19 protein-coding genes are annotated in these 20,800 nt (G+C 50.6%); 14 read left to right on the forward strand and 5 right to left on the reverse strand.

Features of this window, described 5'->3' with window-relative positions:
• The first annotated feature begins 511 nt into the window (after window positions 1–511).
• The 4 genes from nirB to traF all read left to right on the forward strand — a co-directional run bounded on the left by nirB (window position 512) and on the right by traF (window position 7,207).
• Window positions 512–3,058, forward strand: a complete 2,547-nt coding sequence (nirB, locus tag DWB84_RS08840) for a nitrite reductase large subunit NirB (protein WP_187409395.1) — start codon at window positions 512–514, stop codon at window positions 3,056–3,058.
• Window positions 3,059–3,095: 37 nt separating this feature from the next.
• Entirely contained in the window at window positions 3,096–3,437 is a 342-nt protein-coding gene (nirD, locus tag DWB84_RS08845; protein WP_187409396.1) for a nitrite reductase small subunit NirD, read from the forward strand.
• 384 nt (window positions 3,438–3,821) lie between these two features.
• Window positions 3,822–5,258, forward strand: a complete 1,437-nt coding sequence (locus DWB84_RS08850) for a PleD family two-component system response regulator (RefSeq protein WP_187409397.1) — start codon at window positions 3,822–3,824, stop codon at window positions 5,256–5,258.
• Between the two features lie 197 nt (window positions 5,259–5,455).
• Window positions 5,456–7,207, forward strand: a complete 1,752-nt coding sequence (gene traF, locus DWB84_RS08855) for a conjugal transfer protein TraF (RefSeq protein ID WP_187409398.1) — start codon at window positions 5,456–5,458, stop codon at window positions 7,205–7,207.
• Between the two features lie 15 nt (window positions 7,208–7,222).
• Here traF and DWB84_RS08860 read toward each other — a convergent pair whose 3' ends face one another.
• The 4 genes from DWB84_RS08860 to DWB84_RS08875 are packed head-to-tail and all read right to left on the reverse strand — an operon-like array spanning window position 7,223 to window position 10,682.
• Complete coding sequence (locus DWB84_RS08860; RefSeq protein WP_187409399.1) at window positions 7,223–8,065, reverse strand: CPBP family intramembrane glutamic endopeptidase; 843 nt, start codon at window positions 8,063–8,065, stop codon at window positions 7,223–7,225.
• A 42-nt stretch (window positions 8,066–8,107) separates the two neighbouring features.
• Entirely contained in the window at window positions 8,108–8,878 is a 771-nt protein-coding gene (locus DWB84_RS08865; RefSeq protein WP_187409400.1) for a sulfite exporter TauE/SafE family protein, read from the reverse strand.
• Window positions 8,875–10,107 carry a glycosyltransferase family 2 protein gene (locus DWB84_RS08870; protein ID WP_187409401.1) on the reverse strand — a complete coding sequence of 411 codons (1,233 nt, stop codon included), beginning with the start codon at window positions 10,105–10,107 and terminating at the stop codon, window positions 8,875–8,877. The genes DWB84_RS08865 and DWB84_RS08870 overlap by 4 nt, the downstream gene beginning before the upstream one ends.
• A 2-nt stretch (window positions 10,108–10,109) precedes the next feature.
• The gene (locus DWB84_RS08875; RefSeq protein WP_187409402.1) at window positions 10,110–10,682 is read right to left on the reverse strand and encodes a tRNA-(ms[2]io[6]A)-hydroxylase; all 573 of its coding nucleotides are present in this window, start codon (window positions 10,680–10,682) and stop codon (window positions 10,110–10,112) included.
• Window positions 10,683–10,840: 158 nt separating this feature from the next.
• Here DWB84_RS08875 and fabV point away from each other — a divergent pair, with 158 nt between their 5' ends.
• The 6 genes from fabV to DWB84_RS08905 all read left to right on the forward strand — a co-directional run bounded on the left by fabV (window position 10,841) and on the right by DWB84_RS08905 (window position 16,738).
• Entirely contained in the window at window positions 10,841–12,028 is a 1,188-nt protein-coding gene (fabV, locus tag DWB84_RS08880) for an enoyl-ACP reductase FabV (protein WP_187409403.1), read from the forward strand.
• Window positions 12,029–12,121: 93 nt separating this feature from the next.
• Window positions 12,122–13,078: an LpxL/LpxP family Kdo(2)-lipid IV(A) lauroyl/palmitoleoyl acyltransferase gene (gene lpxL / locus DWB84_RS08885; RefSeq protein ID WP_187409404.1), complete on the forward strand. Its 957-nt coding sequence runs from the start codon at window positions 12,122–12,124 to the stop codon at window positions 13,076–13,078.
• A gap of 105 nt (window positions 13,079–13,183) precedes the next feature.
• Window positions 13,184–14,059 (forward strand): 4-hydroxy-tetrahydrodipicolinate synthase, encoded by an 876-nt coding sequence (gene dapA / locus DWB84_RS08890; protein ID WP_187409405.1) that lies wholly within the window; start codon window positions 13,184–13,186, stop codon window positions 14,057–14,059.
• A 79-nt stretch (window positions 14,060–14,138) separates the two neighbouring features.
• Window positions 14,139–15,308 (forward strand): outer membrane protein assembly factor BamC, encoded by a 1,170-nt coding sequence (gene bamC / locus DWB84_RS08895; RefSeq protein WP_187409406.1) that lies wholly within the window; start codon window positions 14,139–14,141, stop codon window positions 15,306–15,308.
• A gap of 6 nt (window positions 15,309–15,314) precedes the next feature.
• Window positions 15,315–16,079 carry an MBL fold metallo-hydrolase gene (locus tag DWB84_RS08900; RefSeq protein ID WP_370589701.1) on the forward strand — a complete coding sequence of 255 codons (765 nt, stop codon included), beginning with the start codon at window positions 15,315–15,317 and terminating at the stop codon, window positions 16,077–16,079.
• 392 nt (window positions 16,080–16,471) lie between these two features.
• Entirely contained in the window at window positions 16,472–16,738 is a 267-nt protein-coding gene (locus DWB84_RS08905; protein WP_187409408.1) for a PilZ domain-containing protein, read from the forward strand.
• An 8-nt stretch (window positions 16,739–16,746) separates the two neighbouring features.
• On the opposite strand, the gene DWB84_RS08910 is transcribed toward DWB84_RS08905, so the two are convergent.
• Window positions 16,747–17,196, reverse strand: a complete 450-nt coding sequence (locus DWB84_RS08910) for a hypothetical protein (RefSeq protein WP_187409409.1) — start codon at window positions 17,194–17,196, stop codon at window positions 16,747–16,749.
• A 224-nt stretch (window positions 17,197–17,420) separates the two neighbouring features.
• Here DWB84_RS08910 and DWB84_RS08915 point away from each other — a divergent pair, with 224 nt between their 5' ends.
• The 4 genes from DWB84_RS08915 to DWB84_RS08930 all read left to right on the forward strand — a co-directional run bounded on the left by DWB84_RS08915 (window position 17,421) and on the right by DWB84_RS08930 (window position 20,768).
• A complete protein-coding gene (locus DWB84_RS08915) occupies window positions 17,421–18,071 on the forward strand; it encodes an OmpA family protein (protein WP_187409410.1) in 651 nt (216 codons plus the stop codon).
• 144 nt (window positions 18,072–18,215) lie between these two features.
• Window positions 18,216–18,614 carry a BlaI/MecI/CopY family transcriptional regulator gene (locus DWB84_RS08920; protein WP_187409411.1) on the forward strand — a complete coding sequence of 133 codons (399 nt, stop codon included), beginning with the start codon at window positions 18,216–18,218 and terminating at the stop codon, window positions 18,612–18,614.
• A gap of 24 nt (window positions 18,615–18,638) precedes the next feature.
• On the forward strand, window positions 18,639–20,069 hold the full coding sequence (locus DWB84_RS08925; protein ID WP_187409412.1) for a M56 family metallopeptidase: 1,431 nt from the start codon (window positions 18,639–18,641) through the stop codon (window positions 20,067–20,069).
• Between the two features lie 48 nt (window positions 20,070–20,117).
• Entirely contained in the window at window positions 20,118–20,768 is a 651-nt protein-coding gene (locus DWB84_RS08930) for an energy transducer TonB (RefSeq protein WP_187409413.1), read from the forward strand.
• Window positions 20,769–20,800 lie beyond the last annotated feature (32 nt).

A 20,800-nucleotide genomic window follows, 5' to 3' on the forward strand; every position in this document is an offset into this window, starting at 1 on the left:
ATCCGAATCCGGTTTACTTTCGCCCTCAAATGGCGCGTTTCACTTCCCTGGTGTTATCGCCAAAAGCACTATTGATCATAAATGGTGCTTAATCGTAAATCAGTTGGGACAATTTGGTGCGCATATGGATATGGTTTTTCGATCATGAGTGCTACTTGTTGGTGCCAAAATGCTTTTATTAGGTGCATACAAAATCGAGCGATTTGCACAGCTGGATTGCCTCTTCTCAAAATCAGTGATCTAAGGCTCTGTTTTTACACGGCAAAAAATAATCCTTCCACGCATTCGCAAGCTGGTACATCACTTGCTATTTCCCTGCCACTGGTTTGAGTGCGTTTATTAAAAATATTCTTCTGCATCTTTTTGATGCTTCGACAAATAAACCCGTAGCACTTTATTTGCGGCGCTTACCGGATATTTTTTTAAATGCTCAAGCTTTTCGAATCTCGGTAGATCACCGCAGCATCACCTTCGCGAATTCGCTGCTGCATCGCTTTTTGGAGTATCGCATATGAAGAAGCAAAAAATTGTCGTGGTAGGCAACGGCATGGTGGGACACAAATTTATCGATACTCTGCTGGCATCATCGAACGCGGATCAGTATCAAATCGTCACTATCGCGGAAGAACCGCGTCTCGCGTATGACCGTGTGCAATTAAGCGCCTATTTTTCCGGTTCTACCGCGGAAGATTTGATGCTCACTTCGGAAACCTACTATCAAGAAAAAGGCGTCAGCTACAAACTCAATGAAAAAGTCGTGGAGCTGAAACCGGAAGAAAATTGTGTTGTAACCGCCAGTGGCCACAAAGAAACCTATGACCAATTAGTGCTGGCCACAGGTTCTTATCCTTTTGTTCCTCCTGTACCTGGAAGGGAGCAACCGCACTGCTTGGTCTACCGCACGATCGAAGATTTGGAAGCGATTACCGCATCGGCCAAACAAAGCAAAGTTGGTGTTGTGGTCGGTGGTGGTTTGCTGGGTTTGGAAGCGGCCAACGCATTAAAAAATCTCGGACTGGAAACGCATGTTGTGGAATTCGCACCGCGTCTGATGGCTGTGCAGCTGGACGAAGGTGGCGGTCAAGTACTGCGCAGTAAAATCGAAAAGCTCGGCGTTAAAGTCCATACCGAAAAAAATACCCAGGAAATTGTTGCCGGGGAAAAATGCCGCTACCGCATGATTTTTGCCGATGGCAATTATCTCGAAACCGATATGATTTTATTCTCCGCCGGTATTCGTCCGCGCGATGAGCTCGCGCGCAAATTCGGTTTGGGCGTCGGTGAGCGCGGCGGTATCGTCATCAACAATTATTGTCAGACCACTGTCCCGAATATTTACGCTATAGGTGAGTGCGCCCTGTGGAGCAACCGCATTTTTGGCTTGGTGGCTCCGGGATATCAAATGGCCCGCGTGGCGGTCTCCCATATCACTGGTGGCACAGAGCAATTTTTAGGTGCGGACATGAGCACCAAACTGAAATTGCTCGGTGTTGAAGTGGCCAGTATCGGTGATGCACAGGCGCGCACTCCCGGTGCTCTCAGTTATGTTTATCAGGACGGTATCAACGAAATATACAAACGCTTGGTGCTGTCGCCCGATGGCAAAAAATTGATTGGTGCGGTGCTGGTCGGTGATTCCTCTGCCTACGGCAATTTGCTGCAAATTTGCCTGAATCATATGGAGGTGCCGGAATCTCCGGAGCAACTGATTGTGCCGGCATCCGACGGCCAAGCCGCTACAGGTCTCGGTGTTGATGCTCTGCCGGAAACTGCCACCATTTGTTCCTGTCACGACGTCAGCAAAGGTGCGATTTGTTGCGCGGTGCGCGATGGCGCAACCACTATAGGGGCGATCAAAAGCTCCACCAAAGCAGGTACGGGGTGCGGCGGTTGCGTCGCTTTGGCAACTCAGGTAATGAACAGCGAACTTACCAAACTTGGTGTCGATATTTGCACCGATGTCTGTGAGCATTTTTCATATACACGACAAGAGTTGTATCACCTGGTGCGGGTGGGAAATATCCGCACGTTTGAAGAATTGATAGAAAAACACGGACGCGGTTTGGGTTGTGATATTTGTAAACCCTTGGTGGCCTCTATTTTGGCGAGCTGCTGGAATGAGTTGATTATGAAAAATGAACTCGCTCATCTGCAGGACACCAATGACTATTTTATGGCGAATATGCAGAAAAGCGGCACCTATTCCATTGTGCCGCGCGTAGCCGGTGGCGAAATTACGCCAGATAAATTAATTGCCCTGGGAATGGTAGGCAAAAAATATCGCCTGTACACCAAAATTACCGGTGGTCAGCGCATAGATTTATTTGGTGCGCAGCTCGAAGATTTGCCGGCGATCTGGCAGGAATTGATCGACGCCGGTTTTGAAACCGGGCACGCCTACGGCAAAGCGGTCAGAACCGTGAAATCCTGTGTGGGTAGTACCTGGTGCCGCTATGGCGTGCTCGACAGCGTCGGCATGGCTATCGCGATTGAAGAGCGCTACAAAGGTTTGCGCGCACCGCACAAACTGAAATTTGCTGTCTCCGGCTGTACACGTGAATGTGCTGAAGCGCAGAGCAAAGACGTTGGTGTTATCGCCACCGAAAATGGCTGGAGCCTGTATGTCTGCGGTAACGGTGGAATGAAGCCGCGTCATGCGGATTTATTTGCTACCGGATTGGACGACCAAACCTTATTGAAATATATCGATCGCTTTTTGATGTTCTACGTGCGCACGGCCGACCGCCTGCAACGCACATCCGTCTGGATGGACAACCTGGAAGGCGGACTCAAATATCTGAAGAGCGTCATTATCGACGACAAACTCGGCGTAGGCGCTGAGCTGGAAAAAGAAATGCAAATGGTGATAGACGCCTATCAATGCGAATGGAAATCCACTATCAGCGATCCTGAGAAATTAAAGCGTTTCCGCACATTTGTTAACAGTAACAAGCGCGATAACACGGTTGTGTTTGTTGAAGAGCGTGAGCAAATCCGTCCGGCCAACGAAGAAGAAATCGTTCGCTTTGTTGAAGCCAATGAATTGGAAACAGCCTGATAATCGAGCTAAGTAAAAGAATGAGAGAGAAATCTTTATGAATTCAGCAGAACGGCTTGCAGAGGATTGGATGGATATCTGTGATAGCTCAGATGTTCTTCCCAATCTGGGTGTCCGCGCCTTGGTTAACGATGAACAAATTGCGATTTACCGGGTGCAGGGCCAGCTATATGCCATAGGCTCCATAGATCCCTTTAGTGGTGCCGCCGTGTTATCACGCGGCATAGTCGGCGATGTAAAGGGTCAGCTGGTGGTGGCTTCACCTATTTATAAACAACATTTCAACCTCGCGACCGGCGTTTGTCTTGAAGAGCCGTCCGTGCGGGTAAAGTCCTACCCCGTGCGTGAAATCGCGGGTCGCGTTCAAGTATTGGTATAGCTTCTGTAAAAAATTGTTACCCCCGATTCCCCTCTCGCACTCGTTTAGGCGGCGTAAGCCGCTTTTTTTATTTTGTGCCATCTCAATGTTTTCCCGGTCTATCTCTGCAGCTGAGCCGCAGGCCATTTTTTGCGATAGTGTCAGCTTTTTCCGCAATCCAGATCACCCTATTGACGCCGGGTCCGGCGTGCCCAGGGGATCTGTGTTATAACTTATGGGTCTTACTAGCTCTCCGGCGAGCATGCGAACGCATCGGGGAACCCCCACCGGAGCTCAGGAACTAAGCGTATGGGCGAGATTCGCTCCGCTGAATGATCATCGGTTTTGCATGGTGTGCACGTAACCTCGGGTCCGGTGCAGCCAGCACAAAAATAAGGAACAGGTATGGCCCGCCGGCGTGTACTTATTGTTGATGACTCCAAGACTGCGCAGGCGCGCCTGCGCAAAATGCTTGAGCGCTTCGATCTGGAAGTGGACACGGTTATGTCCGCAGAAGAAGCCTTGGGTTACCTCTCTTATCGTCAGCCAGCTGTCATTTTTCTTGACCACCATATGGAGGGGATGGACGGTCTGGAGGCACTCAAGATCATCAAATCCAACCCCGGCACGGCCTTGATTCCCGTGATCATGTATACATCTGAGCAAGGAGATGTATACGTCGGCCAGGCTCGGGCGTTAGGGGCGATCGACATCCTCGGCAAAGAGGTGATGAAGTATGCCAACCTGGAAAAGGTTCTCGGCAGCTTGGGCATCAGCCCCAGAGGGGTGGAGGAGCCAACGGCGGAAGCCACAGAACCGCTGCTGACGGATGCCGTGGAAGAGAAGCCCCTGGTGAAGCCGCTGTTAACCTCCTTTGATGCAGTGGAAGATCCGGAACCGGAAGCGGTTCCCCACAGTGATCTGGATCAGGTGCAGAAGCAGATCAGCCGGCTATTCGAGATACATATCGCCAAAGTCCGTCAGGAAATCGAAGATAGCACCAAATTCCTGCTGCGCCGCCTGGCGAAGGACGCGCAGGAGAAGAACCGCGCAACCAACCGCGCTGCGAACGTGACGCCGGAAAAAGCGCCGGAACCCGCCGTACCTCTGGAACCTTTTGTTGAACCTCCAGCAGAAAGATCGGGTTTATCGAATTTTTTCCTCGGCATCATTTTGCTCGGTATCGCATTTCTCGGTTATCACATCTATGTGAACAATCGTCATCAGGAGTTACTGGCATCCCAATACGAGGAGCTGATTAAACGCACGCGGGCACAGGAAGAGCTGGTCAATCGTCTCTTAAGTAATGTCAGCGGTGACGCGGATGCCACGGGTGCGGCAGCAGGTTCATTCGCCGATCGCCAGATTCTGCTGGATGCCCTCAGTTGGGCCGTCAATGTGAATACGCAAATTGCCTTCGGCGAAATTCCGCTGGGCGACCAGCGGATTTATATGCTGGGAGAATTGCTGGCGCTTTTGAAAGCGGCCAATTTTAATGGTGCAGTTTATCTGGATATTCACTTGGGCAATTTCTGTGTGGTGGAAGATCCCAGCGGCCGATTTATTCTGCCGGAGCCGGAAAGCAATCTCGATGAATGCATGTTTCTGGCCAATCGTGTACCGGAAGTGGCGGTTAATGACCAGGTGTCCGTGGGGTTTTTAAATTATTTGCACAGTGCACCGATTTTGCTGGAGGGCAATATCGAAGTTGAATTGTCATCTCACGCTTACTCTATTCCGCGCTACACCTACCCGGCGATAACGAACGCGGTGAGCGCTGGCGAATGGAATGCGATCGCGCAGAAAAATAACCGCATTTCTGTCTCCTTCTCTGCGAATTAATCTATCCAAATCCGACACGGACGTCGGATTCTGAACTTGATCAATAACGTTGATGTCGTCCTGCTTCGCGTTTTGGCGTAACCAGAATGCGGAACTGTTAAATCCGTTGTGATTTTTTGCATCGGACTGGAAAAGATTTTCTGGCCGAGTCACCATTGCGGGCCCTCAGAAATGTTATATCCCCTACGATGGATTTCGTGCCTTCTTTCCCAATCTTTTGCCGTTTGACAACTTTGGCGCTCGTTGCCAGCTTTGGCGCGAATGCAAATGCCATATCGTTTTTACCCTTCGATGCCAATTCCATGGCGATGGGTGGTGCTGGGGCCGTGACTGGTGTAGGAGGCGATCGACCCTATTTAAATCCCGCTGTTATTGCCGGCTTACAAAATTCTCATGGTTGGGATGCGTATTTGGGCACGCGAGTGGTTGACCGGGAGCATTTCATCGAGACGTTTGAAGAGATCGAAGAGAATTTTGAGCGCCTGCAACTGGAGAAAAAATTCCGCAATGCGCGCAATGCGTTTAGTAATGGCGACCTAGATACAAAAGTATTGCGTGACTTGGCAGCAACGGCGAATCATGTGCTCGATGAAGTCAATAAATTGCCCGACCGTTATATTCGTATAGCTGCCTCCGGTGGCGCGCATGCACTGAGTAAACATCGGACGTTTGCTGTGGGTGCGTTTATCAGTCATTACCAAGTGCTGAGTGGTGTGGTGAAAAATGACCCAGAGGACATCATCCGCATCAGTCGTCTTGCCGATACCGCATTTTCCCTCGCAGATACCATCGATAGTTCCAGACGTGTTGAGGACCTTTACCACCGTGTCGACTGGCCGGGAATCGAAGATCGTTTGCGCGAGTCGGCGGACAGCAGCTCAGTCGACGATGAGCTGCTGAATTACGAACAATTGGAAGGTGTTCGCCCGCTGCTAAAGGCTATCGACAACTACAAGGGTTATCTCAAAACGGTGAATGAGGATACCCCTGCCAAGGAGTTGCACCTCCGGGCAAAACAGCTGGAGATTCTCGCACGCCAAGTGGACTGGGATTATGTAGAGCAATTGATTCAGCAATCGGCTGACAAATGGGAATTGCACGATCAACTGCGCGATCCGAAACAAATTCCCGGCGTAGTGCCTTTTTTGGCAGCGTTACAAAATCTGCGACAGAGTTTGAAGCAGCTGGACCAGCATTTTGATTTGCAAGGGATGGCGAAGTTTTTAGCTGACGAAAGCGTTAGGGAAAATATCCAAGAAATGGAACTGGACGACGTGGATCTGCGCAATTTTCTTCGCCACGAGATTCCCAAGGATATTAATAGTCGAATTATTTATGTCGGTGCCGAAGTCACCGAAAAAGCGCTCAACTTTTCCATCATGCCCGAGCAGTTGGAAGGCTTTGCCTTCGGTCTAAATGTAAAGCAACAGGAATATTCTTCTATTGCGTTTGTGCAACGTGTGGATGAGTTTGAATTGGATGAATACAAACTGGACCACACACGATTGGATTACCAATTCTGGAATCTGGATGCCGGTTTTACCTACGCCGCTGCAAACTATTGGTCATTTGGTGCGGTGATCAAAAATATCGTATCTAAAGAACTGAAAAATCGCTTCGGTGATACTATTCACGTAAGGCCGATCGTGCGCGCAGGGCTAACTTTGGGTACTGATGATGCGTTGCTGGCAATAGATGCGGATCTGACCCGCAATGAGCCTCTGGGTTTTGATGGCGATAAACAATTTATCAGTATCGGCTCGCAATTCCGTCTCTGGGGGCCTCAAATGGTGAGGCTGGGTTACCAGTACAATACGGTCGACCGTACCGGATTGCCCAGCATCGGATTAGGCGTCGCATTTAAAAATGGCAGTTTTAATATTGCGGCGACCTACGCAGAAAAATATCCAGAAGCTGGGCTGGCATTGCAGTTTGGCATGATGTTTTAGACCGCCCGAAAGTGATTACCACGGCAGCCATTGTTGCGGCAGGCGTTGCTGTTGTATCAGCGATGCTATATCCATACTGATTGCCACACCGGCGTGAACAAAAAAACCTCCCCAGATCGAGCGGGAGCGCAAGGCGAGCATGCCGAGAAAAAGTCCGAAAAATATTGCTCCGGTTGCTTCCAACCAGGGCTTGGGAAAATGGATCATCAAATAGGGCACGACCATGATCCAGATTGCGGAAGACCCGTAATGCGGCCGCAATGTTTGCACCATATAGCCGCGATAGAAGAATTCCAGACAGGCAAATTGCAGCAGATAAAAAAATTCCCAAGCAATAAAATCCAACCAGCTGCGACTTGCCTGAGCGTAAAACGGATAGTGGTTAACGAAATCGTCGCGGTGGCTTACCAGTACCACCAAAATCAGTATCGGGCTCAACAACACCAGATAACCGCGCCAGTGTTTGTGGGTTTCGCCCCAGCGCCAGCCGTAATCGATCAGACGTTGCTGAAAAAACACTCGCAACACAAAAGCGGGAATCAAAACATAGGCAATTACGTGCCACCCGCTCCACCAGACGTAGCGACCTAAATCATAAAATCCCGTTTGATCCAGTTTGGCTATCCAATAATCGCCTGCATGACCTTGCCAAAGTGCAATTTGTGTCAGGGCAGCAACCATAGAGGATGAATTTTTGGCGTAATTCAACAAGAGCAGTGCTACACAGGTGCTGAATAAAACGATCAGCGTAGTGCGCGATGTGCTTGCGCGATCTGCAGTATAAGACGGTGGCTCGCGGTCGATTTGATCGAGTGTGCGAAAAACGGAAAGTGGGTTGAGGTAAAACGGTAACATCATATTTCTCTATTAGTGCCACATTGTGGCTTTGTGGTGTTTTTCTTAGGCCAACACAGTCCCTATTAGCGAAAGTCCAGACAAAATAGTGACCACTTCAAAAACGCGCTTGATCACCGGGTTGCCTTTTTGAATGGCGAGGTGTGCACCCCAATAACCGCCGATCACTGAACCGAGAATCAACGCGGGTAACCAGGACCATTGGGCCGGTGTCAGCATAGTCAAGGTCAGTGCGCCTGTACCATTCCAGAAAAGTCCAACCAATACCATGGTATAGGCAGTGGCGCGTTTATAGTCCAGGCCGAACCATCCCACCAGCAGTAGAGTGACGAACAGTCCTGTGCCGGATGTCAAAGAGCCGTTGAGAAAACCGAGTAGAAAAAGCCAGATCCCGCCTAAGAGCATGCCGCGTTTATCGCGGTTGCGCGGCTGCCAGACCTGACCGAAATTGGTTTGCACAAAGGAAAAAATGCCCAGGCCAATGGTGAGCAATCCCAGGGATATGCGTGCGGCATTTTCCGGCAAATTGAGAACCGTACGCGCGCCCACAATAACGCCCGGTATGCCGCAGGCGAGAATAAATAGCGCAAACGGCAATTCCAGATGTCCCTGTTTGCCGTGTTTGATGCTGGCGCCAACTCCCAGAGCGACCGTGGCAATTTTGTGAGTAGCAAGGGCGGTGGCAAAGGGCAGGCCGAGAAATATCAGCGCTGGTAGCTGTACTAAGCCTGCGCCGCCGCCGGCGAGAGACGATAAAACATTGGCGGCGACGGAAATCAAAAATAACAAAACTTGCTCAACCAACATGTCGATCATGTGGTGCACTCCTGCATAAATGGCGCTTGCTCAAGGCAGGTTTTGAGAGGCAGGGCAGGGTAGCAGCTGTCCTGAAGTCGCCGGATAAATTTTAAGGTTTGAAAGGCATCAAACCAGTGATGTATAGCGCGCTCACATTCGCCAGCGGTTTTTATTTGCCGCTCAATATGGCCCCACAATTCGTCAATGTTCGCTTGGTTTAGAGCGTTTTGAATAAAATCAGGCAAATTTGCGAGAGGGTTTTCCTGCTGCTGAATACAACCCCAAATATTAGGGATATGGGAAATCCATTGACGCAGTGCGAGGAAAACTTTTGGTGCGTAATAGGTGAAATGCTCATCGGGATTGGCAAGCGCAAGAATTTTTTCCACCGCAGGCCCGGTTCCAAACGGGACCCGGGTTGAGACGCGCGATTCAATTGCAATTTGAATTTCGCGGATATAAGAGACTGCTCCCAATTTTGCCAATTTATTTAAAAGATAAAAATCTTCGCCGCCCGCTTTTTTTGGAAAACCTCTGGCTTCGCAATAGGCTTTTGCGCGGATTGCCACGGCGCTGCCGATCGTGGGAAACGCATAAGGCGAGCCTGCCCAGTGCAAACCGCAAACGTAATAATCCAGCGCGCGTTCATAAAGCTGGGTGGCCCGGTAAACGTCAGTGTTTCCGCCGGGAGAGATATGTTTGGTTGCAAAAACTGCAGCACTTGCTTCAGACGAACCAAGTGTGGATTGAGCGGAAAAATAATTTGTCGGTAAATGCGCATCCGCGTCAGTCGTATAAATCCATTCCGAATTGCAGCGGCCACGAGCCACTAATGCCGCTGCCAAATCGCAACCGAGTTTGCGTGCGAGGCCAACCCCGTATTGCGAATCGATGGTATTGCCTGCGCTAAAACGATCCACCACCAGCCAATGCAGTCCCTCGATATTTTCCCGACAGAGCGTGAGGTTGTCGTTCCGCCAAATCACTTCGCGCTGTAGAAAAAAATCCGCAAGCGCGCGATTTTGCGGTTCTTCGGGACCCGGCGGTTGGTTGATAACGGCAATAACCAGCGTTTGGGTGCGACCGAGATCACCCGCCACAAAACGTTGCGGAAAAGCCGTGGTTTCGCGATAAAACGGCACCACCAGAATATTGTCAATGGCAATTCCCGGAAAGGTTTCCAACGCCTGCGTTTCCGCTTCCGCGTAGCGGTCCAGATATTTGGCGATGGATTTGGGCTGGCGCATTGTCAGTGCAGTGCCGCTATGATCGGCAGACTTGCAACTATCTTGGCTTCCTCATCCAGCAATTGATCCAGGCGCGCACGTATTTCTGTTTCCGGAAAATACAGCTGCGCCAGTTTGATAAATAAATCTTCGTGGCGCGCTTCTGATTCGGTAATGGCTTTGTAGAATTTTTTGAGATCGCCGGGCGGCAGAGCTTCGGCAATCAGACCGAAGCGTTCGCAGCCGCGCGCTTCGACTATGCTGCCGATCAATAAGCGGTCGAGCAAATACACTTCTTTGCCGGTGCGCGTGTGCTCGCGCAGCGCGTTGACGTAAGGATCTTTCTGGTCGGCGCCGAGGCGCAAGCCGCGCTGGTGAATAATTTTTACCACCTCGCGAAAATGCGTCATTTCTTCCAGCGCCAGATCGACCATGGCCGTGACGATTTCCGGTTTATCCGGATAGTGAGACAGCATGGCGACCGCCATGCCGGAGGCTTTTTTCTCGGCCGCAGCGTGATCGATCAAAAAAGCGTCAAAGTCAGCCAAGACAGCTTCGGTCCAGGCAGGGAGCGTTTGGTAGCGAAGTGAGTACATGGAATTAACGGAGGTCGTTCAAATCGGGCGCGTATTATAGGCCCAGACGACTCCGTTTCGTCTGCTGGCAGACAGGGGCGCTGCAAAGGCGGGCAGACGTCACAATGGATTCGGTTATAATGCCGGCCTTTCAATCTCAACAGGATATGATTGCGCCCATGATTATCAAACCGAAAGTTCGTGGATTCATCTGCACCAACGCTCATCCGGAAGGTTGCGCCGCCAATGTGCGCGAACAGATCGCCTACGTGAAGAAGTCCGGCACCATCGCCAATGGACCGAAAAACGTGCTGGTGATCGGTGCATCGACAGGTTATGGCTTGGCTTCCCGCATTACGGCAGCTTTCGGCTGTGGCGCAAACACCCTGGGTATCTTCTTCGAAAAACCACCGACCGAAAGCAAAACTGCCTCTGCCGGTTACTACAACGCAGCCGCGTTTGAGAAAGAAGCTCACGCAGCGGGCTTGTACGCCAAGAGCATCAATGGCGATGCATTTTCCCAGGAGATCAAAGACAAGACTCTGGAAATCTTGAAGAACGATTTGGGCAAAGTGGATCTGGTGGTTTACAGCCTTGCAGCTCCGCGCCGCACCGATCCTGTCACTGGCGAAGTTTACAGTTCATCTCTCAAGCCGATCGGCCAAGCCTACACAGCCAAGAACCTCAACACCGATACGTTGAAAATTTCCGAAGTTACGCTGCAGCCCGCGACGGAAGAAGAAATCCTCGGCACCGTTAAAGTCATGGGCGGTGAAGATTGGGAATTGTGGATCAAAGCCCTGGCCGACGCCGATTTGCTCGCGCCTAATTTCCAGACCGTTGCCTACACCTACCTGGGCGAAAAAATCACTTGGCCGATTTATGGCAAAGCGACCATCGGTAAAGCGAAAGAAGATCTGGATCGCGCCGCAACGGCCATCAATGCCTCTGCCGCCAAATTGAATGGCAAGGCCTATGTCGCTGTGCTGAAAGCGCTGGTCACTCAGGCGAGTTCTGCGATTCCTATCATGCCGCTCTACATCTCTCTGTTGTACAAAGTGATGAAAGAAGAGGGCACGCACGAGGGTTGTATCGAGCAGTTGTATCGCCTGTTTACTGAAGGTCTCTACACCGACACGCCGCGCCTGGACGACCACAAGCGTCTGCGCATGGACAACCTGGAGCTGAATCCGGAAGTTCAAGCCAAGGTCGAGAATTTGTGGCCGCAGGTGACCGAAGAAAATCTCTTCGAACTGACCGATTACAAAGGCTACAACGCCGAGTTCCTGAAACTGTTCGGTTTTGGGGTGCAAGGCGTGGACTATGAAGCGGATATCAGTCCAATCGTACCGGCGGATTTTCTCTAATCTTTAGAGGTGCTGTCGCTTGAGTAACCCAGCAGCGCCTTAGTGCTGCTGTTCTGGGTAAATCCATGCGATAGCACCCGCTTTTGAGTCTTCATGAGCACACCTCGTTTTCGTTCTGCACTCTTACACCCCAAGTACTGGATTACCTGGCTAGGCTTTTTAGTGTGGTACGCCCTGAGCTGGTTGCCATACCGAGTGCAATACCAGCTGGGGCGAGCCTTGGGATGGCTGCTGTATCACTTAGCCAAACGGCGCCGACAGATCGCCCGTGCCAACCTCGATTTATGTTTCCCCTCCTGGACCGAAGAACAGCGCGAAGCCGTTACGCGGGGAGTCATCACGTCCATCGGTATCGCTTTTTTTGAAACTGGCATTGCCTGGTTCTGGCCCAAATGGCGTTTGCAGCGTCTCTACACCATCGAAGGTCTGGAGCATCTGGAAGCGGCGAGAGATAACGGCACTGGCGTGATTTTGATGGCCTTTCACTTCACCCATATCGATATAGGGGCGAAGTTGTTGGGCTTGAGATTCTCCATCGATGGTACTTACCGTCCGCACAACAATCCGGTCTACGACTACATCCAGCGCACTGGCCGTGAGCGCCACACCATGCAGGGGCAGGCGATTCCGCGGGATGATGTCAGGGCAATGGTGAAGGCGCTGCGCAATGGCCGGGCCATCTGGTACGCCCCCGATCAGGACTACGGGGCAAAACACTCTATTTTTGTGCCCCTGTTTGGCATCCCGGCGGCGACTGTGACCGCTACTAGCCAACTCGCCCGTCTCGGCAAAGCGCAGGTCATTGCCTTTACCCAGACCCGCAAACCCGATGGCCGCGGCTACCATCTGAAAATTTATTCACCCCTGCAGGATTTCCCCTCGGGCGACGAAGTGGCGGATACTGTGCGCATCAATCAGTTTGTTGAAGCACGGATTCTGGAGCAGCCGGAGCAGTACCTGTGGGTTCACCGGCGATTCAAAACCCGTCCGCCCGGCGAACCCGATCTTTATGAGCAGGCGGGCGTGATACGCAAGCGCCGCCGCAAATAAAGCGTTCCCTGGCACTCGGCCGCATGATTCCAGCTTGAGTGTTGCAGGGACCGCCATTACCATAGCCAGCTTTTCCCCACCAGCAGCACAAGCGCGGAGATCAACATGTTTCAAGGCAGCATGGTCGCTTTGGTTACACCCATGCGAGATGACGGTTCATTGGACTGGGAATCCATGGCCGCCTTGATCGATTGGCATATAGAACAGGGCACTCACGCCATTGTCACCGTCGGCACCACCGGCGAGTCGGCCACTCTGGATATGCAAGAACATGTCGAAGTGATCCGCCGCACCGTGGATATGGTGAATCACCGAATTCCGGTTATTGCTGGCACTGGCGCCAACTCCACTTCTGAAGCTTTGGAGCTGACCCAGGCCGCGAAAGATGCAAAAGCCGATGCCTGCCTGTTGGTGACTCCCTATTACAACAAGCCAACTCAGGAAGGTTTGTTCCAGCATCACGCCTATATTGCCCAGCGTGTTGCCATTCCGCAGATTCTCTATAACGTTCCCGGCCGCACTGCGGTCGACATGCTGCCGGAAACCGTCGCCCGCTTGGCTGCCGTGGACAATATCGTCGGCATCAAAGAGGCTACCGGTAATCTCCAGCGCGCCAAGGAAATCCGCGAGCGAGTGCCGCAGGATTTCCTCCTGTTGTCCGGTGATGATGCGACTGCAGTGGATTTGATTGAACTTGGTGGCTTGGGCGAGATCTCTGTGACAGCCAACGTGGCGCCGCGTCTGGTAGCCCAAATGTGCGAAAAAGCGATCGCCGGTAACATGGCTGAAGCTCGCGCCATTAATGATCGCCTTATGCCGCTGCATAAAAGTCTTTTTTTGGAATCCAACCCGATTCCGGTGAAATGGGCTCTTGCACAGATGGGAAAAATTGCCGCTGGTATTCGCCTGCCAATGACGCCGCTTTCTGAGCGTTTTCACGAGCCTTTGCGCCAGGCAATGATTGCGGCGGGCATTCTGTAAAAGCGTTCCACCAGCCTTCGGAAACGGGCGCTGCTGGTACTTGGTTATCAACCGTTTCCACGATGATTAGAATTTTTCGATGATACGCAAAACACTAAATTCCGCTTTCTCCGCCCGTATTGTTCTGCTCGCGATTTCCCTAACCCTTCCTTTAAGCGGCTGTATATTCCGCGACCGCAGCCAAGAGTATCAACGTTCGGGCTCCATCAAAGAAATCACCTTGCCGGAAGGGGTTTCCAGCGTCCCACTTGAGCCTCTTTATCCAATTCCAGAAGTTCGCGAGCAAGAGAGCACTACGTTCTATGATATTCGCACAGACGGATTTGTGGTGCCGCGCCCTGAGCCTATATCCGCCGCTGGCGAGAAGGCGCGAATCAAAATTCAAAAAGTGGGTGACCGCCGTTGGATTCTGATCGATGCACCTGCTGCGCAGGTTTGGCCGCTGACACAAAGTTTTCTATCGCGCTCAGGAATTGAGGTGGCGGAGAGTTCGCCGAATACAGGCTTGGTGGTAACTGATTGGGTGATATTTAAATCCGACCCGCAAATCAAAAATCAATACCGTATTCGTATTGAAAAAGGGCTGCGTCCGGAAAGTACTGAAATTCACATTCTGCAACGCCACGCCGATGTAGACGCCAAAGATGTAGCTCCCTGGGGTGGGAAGTCGTTGAATGTAGAGCGCGAATCCTGGTTGCTGGAAGAACTGGCCAATGCGCTGGCGGGCGATATCGACAATAAAGCCGCATCTCTCTTGGGGCAGTCAGTCGGTGGCCAAGTCAAAGCAGAACTCTTTATTGATGGCACTGAACCGGCCATGAGATTGCGTCTGGAGCACTCTCGCGCTTGGGCGTCTTTGGCGCATGCCTTGACGCAAGAAGGCTATATCTTGTGGGATGAGTCCGCTGATCAACGCGTGTTTTACGCCCAGTTCCTCGACCCCGCCAAAAAACGCAACTGGTTTATCCGTTTGTTTACCTTCGAGCCAAAATCGAATGCGAAAGAACGGCGTTATCCGTTGAACGAAATCCTCGCCAATTTGGCTCCAAAGGAAGAAGTGCGCAGTTTGTTTAATGGTGTGTTAAACGTCGCTTTCTCTGATGGCTTGGAAGACGCCTTTGGATATCTGGTGGTGTTGCAGCGAGAAGGTGGCGACGTGGTGGTCAAAATTCGCGATGCCCGCGGCTCGCGCATTAACCTTGCGGATAACAAACGTATGTTATCCATCCTGCGTCGTAATCTGATTTAAATCTTCATCATGCTGCGCTTTGCCTCCCTTGGCAGCGGCAGTAGCGGCAATGCGACTATCGTGAGCGACGGAACAACTCATATATTGGTCGATTGTGGCTTCAGTGTGCGGGAAACGACTTATCGCCTAAGCCGTTTAGGGTTGGCCTTAACGGATCTCACCGCGTTGCTGGTCACCCATGAGCACAGTGATCATATTCGCGGCGTTCCGCTCCTCGCGCGGCGCTGCGCTATTCCTGTGTATATGACGCGCGGGACTTACGAATCCCGCGCCCTCGGCAATATTCCGCAATTAACGCTAATTTCCTCTGATCAGCCGTTCGCCATTGGCGAAATCACAGTACAGCCAGTGCCGGTTCCGCATGATGCCCGTGAGCCGGTGCAGTATGTATTTCGCCGGGCTGGAAGAAGCTTGGGAATTCTTACGGATCTGGGCAGTATCGATCACTGTGTGCTCGCGGCTTACGGCGGTTGCGACGCATTGTTGTTAGAGGCCAATCACGACCGGCATATGCTGGCAGTCGGTCCATATCCAATGTCATTAAAACGACGTGTGGCCGGCCCCTGGGGACATTTGAGCAATGAACAAGCGGTCGCCTTTCTTGAGCAGATCGATACCGATCGCTTGCAGCATCTGGTTGTTGGGCATATATCGAGAAAAAATAATTCTATAGCCCTGGCGGCGGCTGCTCTTGCCACTCTATCGAAACCACTTTGCGCGCCTGCTTTTGCTTGTCAGGACGAGGGATTTGGGTGGCTCCAGGTCGTTTAAAACGAACCTGTCAAGCCCTTGACTCGAATCTTTTCCACATTTGTTTCCTGCCATCCTGCTTTTGCCTGCTAGGAGACTTCAGTTGCCACTCCAAGTCGATCGATTTTTATAAATATATGAAAATAAAAGAATTTTTATTTTTGGTTAAATAAAAGACAGATTGCGCGAAGGCACTGATAACGCGGCTCAGCGGGCGTTACCAAAAGTTATCCCACAGAAATATCCACAGCTAATGTGTGTATGTGATGATTGTGGATAAGTCTGTGAGTAATGCTTTGGAAGCTTGGGGAGCAACTATGGATTAGTAGCTACTGTCACAGCATTGTGCACAGCAGCGTTGAGCATTCGGTGCTATAACTTCTGGAGAAATAAAAACAGTCGAGGAGAGTTCCGTGGAAGAGCGTAGGCGCTATGAGCGGAAAGCATCCGCTTTTCGGGTCGAAATCACACATCCTTCATTTGGCACCATTGTTGGCTTCACCATGGACATTTCCGATGGTGGGGCTCAGGTCTCCATCGAAAACCATCCGACGCCCCCAGTGGGCACGGTCGTGAACGTGGTTTTCAAAAAAATCATTGGCCCTGTTAACGCAGAGCCCGTTCCTATGAAAGTGATGCACAGTCATAGAAACATTATAGGTCTGATGTTTGTGAAGTAATGGCTGAATTAGCTGTCACAGTGCTTGGGCGGAACTATGGTGAGTTCTGCCTGTTCCAAAGAGATCAACTGGTCGCACCGCAGAGCCGGATTATCATTGAGTTTCAGCAAGCGTAGCTTTTTCAATTGGTTCAAGCTGCTGATGTCCTGAAGATCGTTAAAAGAAACGTCCAATTCTTCCAGCGATGAAAAATGATCTAGCCCGGTAAGGCTTTTTACCCCGGCGTGGCGACAGGTCAGTCGGACGAGTGCGTCTGCCGACGTTATCTTTTGATCAATAATCGTTTGTTTAACGCAATTCAGCAGCGCTTCGTCCGCCAGGGAAAATTGGCTGTAGAGCGCTGGTGGAGTGTAAATAGGCTGTTCGTTCAGTGTCACGGCGTAGCGTCCGCAGGCGCACAGCGCTGCAGCGATGGAAATAGTAGAAATAATCTTGATCGGCATCGCACGGCTGTTCATAGCGTTTCCTTTGAAATAGAGCGGGGGAGAAATTTGTTGGATGGTAGCAAGTTCAGCAACGATTCATAAGCGCCTGCTAAATTCATAGGGCCTGCTAAATTGTCATTGCAGTCCCTCTGAGGGTCGTTAAAATACCGCGGCCCACGGGTCCGCAGGCGTCTGTGACATTTATGCGGGCCTGAGAAAAGCACGACAAATTAAAACGAATTAACTGGAGACATCCTATGCGTAAATTAACTGTGGCTTTGCTGGCCTTAGTATTGGCAGCTTGTACCACCCTGGATCCATACACTGGGGAAACAAAAACCAGTAATGCTGCAAAAGGGGCTGGTGTAGGTGCGGTTGCTGGCGCTGTAGTAGGTGCTGCAACATCCAGTAAAAGCGACCGTAAAAAAGGCGTATTGACTGGCGCAGTTGCAGGAGCTGCTATTGGCGGTGGAGTGGGTGTTTACATGGATAACCAGGAAAAAGCTCTGCGTGAACGTCTCGCAGGTTCCGGTGTTCAAGTGCGTCGCGAAGGCAACAACATTCAACTGATCATGCCTGGCAACATTACTTTCGCTACCAATCGAAGCGATATCCGCAGCGACTTTTATCCAGTTCTGGATTCTGTTGCGCAAGTGTTGGCGGAATTCAAAAAGACCCGCATTAAAGTTTCTGGACATACCGATAACACTGGCGGTGCCGATCTTAACCAGCGTTTGAGTGAAGATCGTGCAGCAAGCGTCAAAAACTATCTGATTGGCAAAGGTGTTGCGTCTGGTCGAATCAACTCTATCGGCTACTCCTATCGTTATCCTATCGCCTCCAACTCCACGGCATCTGGCCGCGAAGCCAACCGCAGGGTAGAGCTGGAACTCGAGCCAATCGAATAATCCCTCGCTGTAGAGATATCGAAAAAACGGGCTTCGGCCCGTTTTTTTATGTGCTGGATTCTGCATTTTCTGTTTTGGGGTTGACTGATGGATATGGGGTGCTAAATTTTTAGCATGGTGCTAAAAATTTAGCAGGTCAGCTAGATGTCATCCTTTTCACTTCAACAATTGAGTCGGCGTGAGCGGCAAATCATGGAGATTCTCTATGAGCATCAAGCCTGCTCTGCACAAGACATTCAAGATCATTTGCCTGATCCGCCAAGTTATTCCGCCGTGCGCGCATTGCTGGCGCGACTGGTCGAAAAAGACGTTGTGCAATTTCGTCAGGAAGGTGCGCGCTATATCTACTTTCCCAAGGTGGCAGAAAAAAAAGCCCAGCAATCTGCACTCAGTCGTTTGCTCAAAACGTTTTTTAAAGGCTCTCCAGCGCAGGCAGCCAGCGCCTTGCTGGATATGGACGCCGATGCGATGACCGCGCGTGAAATAGAGGAATTGGAAAGAAAAATAAAACAGTTGAAAGCGCGTAAGAATAACGACGACTAACTTCGGCAAATCAGGGCAGCTGCGATGGAAATCGACGTTCTGAATCAAGTTTTTGGGGTTTTGCTAAAAGCATGGATTTTGGTTGCAACTGCGCTGCTTCTTGTTGATAGGAGCCGCAACAGCTCCGCTGGGACATTGCACTCTGTTTTGCTCGTGGTTCTGTTGGGGGTCGGTGCTGTGCCTTTGTTAAATGGCATGATGCCTGTCTTGCATATCTCGATTTTGCCCCCGTGGGCGGAATTAAAAATTCAGTTTTCTTTCGCTCGGGAAGACATAAATTTTTATTTTTCTCTGGCGGCCATTTGCTATTTTGCAGTGATCTGCCTTCTCTGGGCAAAACGCTTTCTTCAAGTATTATTTGTAATCGCTCTGGGATGCCGCGCAAAACGACTTGATATTGCTGATCATGTCGAGCTCGTAAAAGAAATATCCGCAATTTTTTCTGTCCGGCGCTCCATCGATCTGCGTTACTCCGATCATGTGCGCACCCCGTTAACTTATGGCGTCTTTCGTCCCGTGATCTTAATGCCGCGAGAAAGTTTGTTGTGGCGGCATGACAGAGTGCGGCGCTTTCTTTTGCATGAAATGGCACATATTGCTCGCCATGATTGGCTGGCGAAATTTATCGGATACTGTGTTGCGGCATGTTTTTGGATTATTCCATCAGTTTGGGTGCTGCAGCGAAAATTGGAATGGTTGGCAGAACTGGCTTGTGACGACAAGGTTATTACCATAGCGGGAAGACGGACGGATTACGCCGATGATTTGCTGGCCTTGACCAGCGAAGTGCAGCAACCCATAGCCGGCGCAGTTGCACTTACGGAAGCAGGTAGCCATTTTGATCGGATTTCCGCAGTGTTGGATGGCTCTAGGATCCGCCAAACCAGCCAGGTGAAATTCTGTATCTATTCACTTACCTATTGTGCGGCTCTGTTGCTTTGCAGCTCGGTAAAATTATCGCCAATTGCCGCAAATAGTGAGACCGAGTACGAATTTTATTCTCTTAAAACCATGCCGATTGTTGCGGATGCTGGCGAAGAAGGGAAAGACTTTAATTTTGATGATCGCGACCTTCTTCAGCATGAAATTCAGAAGGAAATACTGTCCGTCGCTGATGTTTCATATCCATTCGACTTGGAAGCTCGTGCAAACATTTACGATAGAAATTTGGATCTCGGGCGATTCGATATGGAACTTATGCAGGTAATTACGATTATTCCAGAATATCCACCTGAGGCATTGAAAAAAGCCCAAAAAGGTGTGGTGGAACTTGAGTTTTCAGTATTGCCGGATGGGCGGACAACCGATGTGAGAGTTTTGCGTTCTGAACCCAAAGGAGTATTCGATAAAGTAGCAATTAATGCGGTTCGCCATTATCGATTTACCCCGCGCGCGCAAACAACTGCGAGTATGACCAAAGTATTCGAATTTAAATTGCTTGAGGATGCAAAGTAACTAATCGCCGCAACAACAATAAATTAGCGGCACATTGGAGGTCATCAGATGAGTCTCTCTTCAATTTATCAAGCGTCGAATGCAATCTCATTGCAAAGCACGTCAATAGTGCGGGCGGTGCAAGTTGTGCCTGCTGCTTTTGTCGCAACAATATTGTTGCTTTTTGGTATGGATTACCTGATTAAACAGGAAAACGAATTTATTGAGCCGGAGCATGTGTTCCGCCCAATACCGAATCCGGTTCTCGACGAGCCGGGTCCAATCGAAATTCGCTATGAGCGGCCTAAGCCTCCGGATCCGGTGGAGCTGGAGCCAGCGCCGCCGGTCATTGAAATCGCTTTAGCGCCGACAAATGACTCTAATTTTGTGCCTCCAACCAAAATTGAAAACCCCATACCGCCCAAAATTGGCGCTGTTTCAGGTGATATCCCTGTGCCGACAATGCTGGTGCAGCCTTCCTATCCTGCTGTCGCAGCTAATAAGGGAATAGAGGGATATGTGGACGTGGAATTTGATGTTACCCCAACTGGGGCAACCGACAATATTCGCGTGATCGCGGCGGTGCCTCCCAAGGTCTTTGATGCCGAAACTATAAGAGCAGTGAAACGTTGGAAGTTCAGCCCAGTAATACGCGATGGTCAGCCAATAGCCTATAAAGGGTTGGTGCACCGGGTAAATTTTGAAATGGAGAAGAAATGACGTGCATCCTTGCACATAAAGGTTGCATCCTC

Origin of the sequence: Saccharophagus sp. K07, from assembly GCF_014336955.1 — a bacterium.
Classification (GTDB): Bacteria; Pseudomonadota; Gammaproteobacteria; order Pseudomonadales; family Cellvibrionaceae; genus UBA5868.

Excerpts from the sequence above, each read along its gene's own strand:
- nirB (WP_187409395.1), top strand. The coding sequence starts at position 512 with ATGAAGAAGCAAAAAATTGTCGTGGTAGGCAACGGCATGGTGGGACAC.
- nirD (WP_187409396.1), top strand. The coding sequence starts at position 3,096 with ATGAATTCAGCAGAACGGCTTGCAGAGGATTGGATGGATATCTGTGAT.
- DWB84_RS08850 (WP_187409397.1), top strand. The coding sequence starts at position 3,822 with ATGGCCCGCCGGCGTGTACTTATTGTTGATGACTCCAAGACTGCGCAG.
- DWB84_RS08860 (WP_187409399.1), bottom strand. The coding sequence starts at position 8,065 with ATGATGTTACCGTTTTACCTCAACCCACTTTCCGTTTTTCGCACACTC.
- DWB84_RS08865 (WP_187409400.1), bottom strand. The coding sequence starts at position 8,878 with ATGATCGACATGTTGGTTGAGCAAGTTTTGTTATTTTTGATTTCCGTC.
- DWB84_RS08870 (WP_187409401.1), bottom strand. The coding sequence starts at position 10,107 with ATGCGCCAGCCCAAATCCATCGCCAAATATCTGGACCGCTACGCGGAA.
- DWB84_RS08875 (WP_187409402.1), bottom strand. The coding sequence starts at position 10,682 with ATGTACTCACTTCGCTACCAAACGCTCCCTGCCTGGACCGAAGCTGTC.
- fabV (WP_187409403.1), top strand. The coding sequence starts at position 10,841 with ATGATTATCAAACCGAAAGTTCGTGGATTCATCTGCACCAACGCTCAT.
- lpxL (WP_187409404.1), top strand. The coding sequence starts at position 12,122 with ATGAGCACACCTCGTTTTCGTTCTGCACTCTTACACCCCAAGTACTGG.
- dapA (WP_187409405.1), top strand. The coding sequence starts at position 13,184 with ATGTTTCAAGGCAGCATGGTCGCTTTGGTTACACCCATGCGAGATGAC.
- bamC (WP_187409406.1), top strand. The coding sequence starts at position 14,139 with ATGATACGCAAAACACTAAATTCCGCTTTCTCCGCCCGTATTGTTCTG.
- DWB84_RS08910 (WP_187409409.1), bottom strand. The coding sequence starts at position 17,196 with ATGAACAGCCGTGCGATGCCGATCAAGATTATTTCTACTATTTCCATC.
- DWB84_RS08915 (WP_187409410.1), top strand. The coding sequence starts at position 17,421 with ATGCGTAAATTAACTGTGGCTTTGCTGGCCTTAGTATTGGCAGCTTGT.
- DWB84_RS08920 (WP_187409411.1), top strand. The coding sequence starts at position 18,216 with ATGTCATCCTTTTCACTTCAACAATTGAGTCGGCGTGAGCGGCAAATC.
- DWB84_RS08925 (WP_187409412.1), top strand. The coding sequence starts at position 18,639 with ATGGAAATCGACGTTCTGAATCAAGTTTTTGGGGTTTTGCTAAAAGCA.
- DWB84_RS08930 (WP_187409413.1), top strand. The coding sequence starts at position 20,118 with ATGAGTCTCTCTTCAATTTATCAAGCGTCGAATGCAATCTCATTGCAA.